The sequence below is a fragment of the Chryseobacterium takakiae genome, from assembly GCF_900129385.1.
Taxonomy (GTDB): domain Bacteria; phylum Bacteroidota; class Bacteroidia; order Flavobacteriales; family Weeksellaceae; genus Chryseobacterium; species Chryseobacterium takakiae.
Genome location: NZ_FQVO01000031.1, coordinates 1 through 5,724, shown reverse-complemented (window position 1 = coordinate 5,724; position 5,724 = coordinate 1). Strand labels below are relative to the sequence as shown.

The following is a 5,724-nucleotide window of genomic DNA, read 5'->3' as shown; positions in this document are numbered from 1 at the left end:
ATTCGGAGTGTTATGGAAAAATGGTCCGATAAGGATATGCTTTTATCATGGTTTTTGTTTTTTAATGACTATTGATTAGAAAAATAATTTCCATTGCTGCGAAACTAATGCCTACACACGACAAAAGATGTCGTATTATTATGAAGATGCACTTTCCTGTTTTCAGGTTGGAAGTTTTCTAAAATCCGGTGCGAAAATAGAAAAAAATAGATCCCCGGACAAAGAATTTTAAGTGAATTTTATGTAACGGAAAAATGCCTGTAAAAATGCCTGTAAATGCTATTTGTTAATTTTTATAATATATTGATTTCCATATTTAATAAGGTGGATTTTATAGAAAAATATACTGCCATAAAACACATTGGATTAAAATAAAAAAATGACGTTTTTTGTATGAAAAAGTATTGCTCAGGAAGGCAACAATAAATTTAATTCCCTTACGTTTGAACTGGAAAAGACAAAATTAGTATTGACCATTAAAGAGCACAAAAATGAAAAACAAGTCAGGCCTTCCTCAGCCACCTTTGATATATTGTTATTATTTAAGAGTTATACTGAACGATGCCTGAGGCTCTCGAAGGCATAGCCCCAAAGCAAAGCCACCCGTTACAGCAAATCTGTAACAGGTGGCTTTTATATGAAATCAATATATCGGCGTTATTTTTCTTCTTTCACTACGGATTTCATGTCTGATAAAGCATGCTTGGAAATCCAGCCGATGATCTGGGAAATGATTCTTGCAATCATGTCGGCTTCGGTTACAGTAGAAATACCAGGTACTATTTTGTTGTAGGATGATGGAGGCAAAGGCTGCGGAAGAATCAGTCCGGTAACTTCAGGATTTGAACCCTCGGCCGGAATACCGGAATACATTTCAACATGCTGGATGAACAGTTGTTCTACAAAATCCTGTATTGACTTTGGAGGAACATTAATTGCCGAAGTTCCCATTGAATACTGAAGCGTTCCGGGCAGCGGACTGTTTTGAATCCGGGTATACACGGCACCCGACTGTGCAGAATCCACAATTGCGTAAGCCTGAAGTGCCTGTAGTGAGGCTGCAGTCCAGAAGTTGGGTGATGGCCCGTAAAGATCGGCTATCTGCTGCAGATCCTGTTTCTGCCAGGCGTGAGGTACGACATCCAGGTCGTTCCAGTGCATGGTATTCCAGCTTTGGTAAGGAAGCGATTGCTTTTCCCAGCCGGATGGCAACGCAGGAAATGTACTGTTGAAAAGACTGGCAAAATTGGCTTCCCCCGGAGTGGCTCCGGCAGTCGGATAGACCAGCGTGAGATTAAAAGCCTCCAGTTTTTTCTGTTCCGTAAGATACAGCGCCAAAGTAGGAGAGAGCGCTCCTGCAAGGCTGTGACCGCAGAAAATTACAGCAGTATTTTCGTCAGTCTGCACACTGCTCAGGAATTGCTCAAGCGTGGTTCCCGGAGCTGCGGCGGTTTCTACAGTCGTCAGTCCCAGAAGATTGCTGACTCCGGTAGCGGTGCCCAGTGAAATATAAGGATCGGTACCGTTGTAATTGGATGGACTGAAACTGGATGGATTATAGGTACTCCAGTTCACCACCTGTGAAACGGAAAAATCTTCAGATTCCCAGTCGTATAAGGAATCGGGGTTGGTGGCGGCAATGGCTACGACGTAGGTTGGCATTACAGGTCCGCCTGGAAATGCTACGGCATCACATTGCGCTACAAATACGGCATTATCGGAAACATCATCATTGTTTTCCTGCAATACAGCAGGGCCCCAAACCAGGTTCCAGCTGCCCAGCACCGGGGTAACAGAAGCATCGGCGGTAGAAGGACCGGTCTGTCCCAGAATGGTTACAGGCGGAACATTATTCAGGTAGAAAGAAAGATCATACTGCAGCTGTTGCTGTAATTCACTCGCGGTACCCTTGTACCCTGAGGAACGGCCGACAAGACAGGCCATCCCGAATATCTGCTGGTAAGCATCTAATGTTGGATTTGTCATGATGTATTTTTGTTTTTGGTTGATTGTTTTTTTTGTTGAATGAATCTAATTATTATTCATTTAAATAACAGAGTAAAGTTCGGGACAAATTGTGATTTGCGAATCCGTGAAAATGACTAAAATGAGGGGTAGGTGTTTGTACGGATTTACAAGTCATTGTGCGAGCAATCAATTCTAAAGGTTTATGGTTTTCCGTATTACCTAATCTTTTTTTTACATAACTTGCGAAATAAATTGTTATTTTTTAAATTGAAAGCAAAATTAAAATATAATTTCCATTGAAAACAAAACAGCTTGAACCTCACAAGGCATTAAGTCCTGCATATAAAAAATTTTCTCCACAGGTTTCTGAAGTAGAAAATTTTTCAGAAAACTTAAAAAGTTGTATTGAAGCTATAAATTTAGTAGATACGAAGAATGAAAGTGAGGAGCATTTGAAATCCCCTATAAAAAAATTTCTTTCATCTACATTTTATAAGGATAATGAAATCAATACAAAAGATCGTATTGATTTAGCTGTCTACCTAGATAAAGATGCCAATTCTGATGTAGGTATTATTATTGAAGCTAAAAAGCCAAGTAATAAATCTGAGTTTCCAACAATTACACAACTTAATAAAAAAGGATTTCAAGAAATATTACTTTATTACTTACGAGAAAGGGTTGACCATAAAAATAATAATATTAAACATCTTATTATAACAAATGGTTTCGAGTGGTTCTTTTTTAAAGCAAGCGACTTTTACAATTTATTTTATACAGATAAAAACCTTTTGAAAGAGTATTCTCAATTTCGAGATGGTTTAAAGGATACAGTAAAAAACGAGCTTTTTTATAATGAAATCGCAGCAAAATATATTAATAAAGTAGAAGATCAGCTTCCTTTTGTTTACCTTAATTTTCGTACAAAGCAAATTTCTAATCTTAAACAAAAAGAAATTGTAAATATTTATAAGCTTTTTTCTGATGTTCATCTATTAGGTAAGGGTTTTGGAAATGATAGCAACCAGCTTAATAAAGCTTTTTACAATGAACTTCTGCATATTATTGGTTTAGAAGAAACTAAAGAAAATGGTAAAAAAATAATTAAAAGAAAAACCTATAAAACGGCAGATTATGGTCCACTATTAGAGAATACAATTTTCACATTGGAGGATAAAGATTATTTGAACAAGGTGAAAAATGTTCCTTCTGAAAATAAAGCTTTTAATGTCGGCTTAGAACTTTGCCTTACTTGGGTTAACCGAATTTTATTTCTTAAGTTACTAGAATCTCAATTGAGAAGTTATAACGGAAATTCGAGAGACTTTAAATTTTTAAACTATAACTTTATCAACGGCTTTGATTCATTGAACGAATTATTTTTCTCTGCTTTGGCAAAACCATTGAAAGATCGTCATGCTCGATATGCAGATAAATTTAAGAATATCCCTTATTTGAACAGTAGTCTTTTTGAAAAAAATGCGCTTGAAGAATTAACATTTGATATTACAGCTCTTATGGATGAGGATATGGAAGTTTATTCTTCTACAGTTCTTAAAAATGAAACCGGTAAAAAATTAACCGGAAAGCTCAATACATTAGACTATTTTTTTAGGTTTCTTGATGCTTATGACTTTTCAGCAGACTCAGGAATTGAATCTGATTTTCAGTTAGAGAATAAAACCCTAATCAATGCTTCTGTTTTAGGATTGATTTTTGAAAAAATCAACGGTTACCGAGATGGTTCTTTTTATACACCAGGGTTGATTACAATGTTTATGTGTAAAGAGACACTGCGGAAGGCAGTAACTCAAAAGTTTAAGGAAGAATTTGACAGAAGTATTGAAACTTTTGATGATGTGATAGATTATTGTAAACAGTACTTTAAAAAAGAATATCGCAAAAAATTTAATGAGGTCATTAACTCAATTAGAATTTGTGATCCGGCTGTAGGATCAGGGCATTTTTTGGTTTCTGCTCTTAACGAAATGATCGCCATAAAAAGTGAATTAGGAATATTAGCAGATGAAAATTTCAATACTCTGCCTTGTCTAGTTAAAGTAGAAAATGATGAAATCTATATTCTTGATGCTAATGATGAATTATTTTCATACAACAGAAAAGATCCGCAAAGTTTACTTATTCAAAAAGCAATATTCCATGAGAAGGAAACCGTTATTGAGAATTGTTTATTTGGAGTAGATATCAATCCCAACTCAGTAAATATTTGCAGGTTGAGACTATGGATAGAACTTTTAAAAAATGCATATTATACAGACGAGGGAGAGTTACAGACACTCCCTAATATTGATATTAATATTAAGAATGGGAATTCATTAATCAGCAGATTTACCTTAGATGATAGTTTAAAAGCGGCATTCAAAAATAAGGAAGTAAACTTTTCTGTTGCTGATTACAAACAAGCTGTAAAAGATTACAAAACAACCAATTCGAAAACTAAAAAAAGAGAAGTTGAAGAAATTATTACCATTATAAAGAACAATTTTAAATCAACATTAGATAATTCTATCAGAGATAAAGTTTCTAAAGCAGTAGGATTATATCAAAACGAAGAGCAGCGACAACAAAACTTATTGGCCTTTGGTGAAGCCATAAAGAAAACAGAAAAAGATAATTTAAAGAAACTTAAACAAAAGGCAGAACTTGCGCAAAAAGAAAAAGAAGAAATTCTAAATAATGCAATTTACAGAAATGCATTTGAATGGAGGTTTGAATTTCCGGAAGTTTTGGATGACGAAGGGAATTTTGTTGGATTTGATATTATTATAGGTAATCCTCCTTATATTCAGCTTCAAAAGATGGGTTTAGCTAGTGATACGCTGCAAAAAAGAGGATATGAGACATATACAAAAACCGGAGATATTTACAGTTTGTTTTATGAATTAGGAAATAATATTCTAAAACCAAAAGGCTTTTTAACATATATCACTTCTAACAAATGGATGCGCGCTGCGTACGGCGAAAGCTTAAGAAAGTTTTTTGTTGAAAAAACTAATCCGGAAATTTTAATTGATTTCGGAGGCACGCAAATCTTTGATACTGCCACCGTAGATACAAACATTTTAATGTTTTCTAAGGATAAAAATAGACAGCAAACTCAAGCTTGTATTATCAAAGATAAAGTGTTAAATAATTTGAGCGATTATTTTAGACAAAATGCAGTAAATACAAATTTTTCTAGTAGTACTTCTTGGGTAATATTAACTGCAATAGAACTAAATATAATTAATAGAATTGAATCAATTGGAGTTCCTTTAAAAAATTGGAATGTAAGTATAAATTATGGTATTAAAACCGGTTTAAATGAAGCATTTATTATTGATAAAGCCACAAAAGATGCCTTAATACTAAAAGATGCTAAAAGTGCTGAAATTATTCGACCTATTTTACGTGGCAGAGATATCAAAAAATACGGATATGATTTTGCAGATACGTATGTAATTTTAGCTTATTATGGAAGTTATAAGATTCTTGAGCAAAACTATCCGGCTATTTACAAACACCTTCTGACCTATGAAAAGCAATTAAAAAACCGCGGGCAATGTCGCTACACTTCTTCGGGAAAATTAAACAGCAATGAAGATTTTCCAGGTCAACATCATTGGCTAGAGCTTGATAACAATTTAACCTTGCAAAAATTGGAGGATTTTTATAAACAAAAAATCATATGGGGTGAAATATCCGATAAAACTAAATTTGCAATAGATTTAGATGGTAAATATTTCAATGAAGCAA

General features: G+C 34.4%; 2 protein-coding genes. One reads left to right on the top strand and one right to left on the bottom strand.

Features of this window, described 5'->3' with window-relative positions; all coding sequences use genetic code 11:
* Positions 1-657 precede the first annotated feature (657 nt).
* Positions 658-1,986, bottom strand: coding sequence for a lipase family protein (locus tag BUA76_RS18885; protein ID WP_072886351.1), 1,329 nt, complete (start codon positions 1,984-1,986; stop codon positions 658-660).
* Between the two features lie 278 nt (positions 1,987-2,264).
* Between BUA76_RS18885 and BUA76_RS18880 the strand changes: the two genes are divergently transcribed.
* Positions 2,265-5,724, top strand: a 3,460-nt coding sequence (locus tag BUA76_RS18880) for a type IIG restriction enzyme/methyltransferase (protein ID WP_072886350.1), incomplete at its 3' end; no start/stop codon positions are given.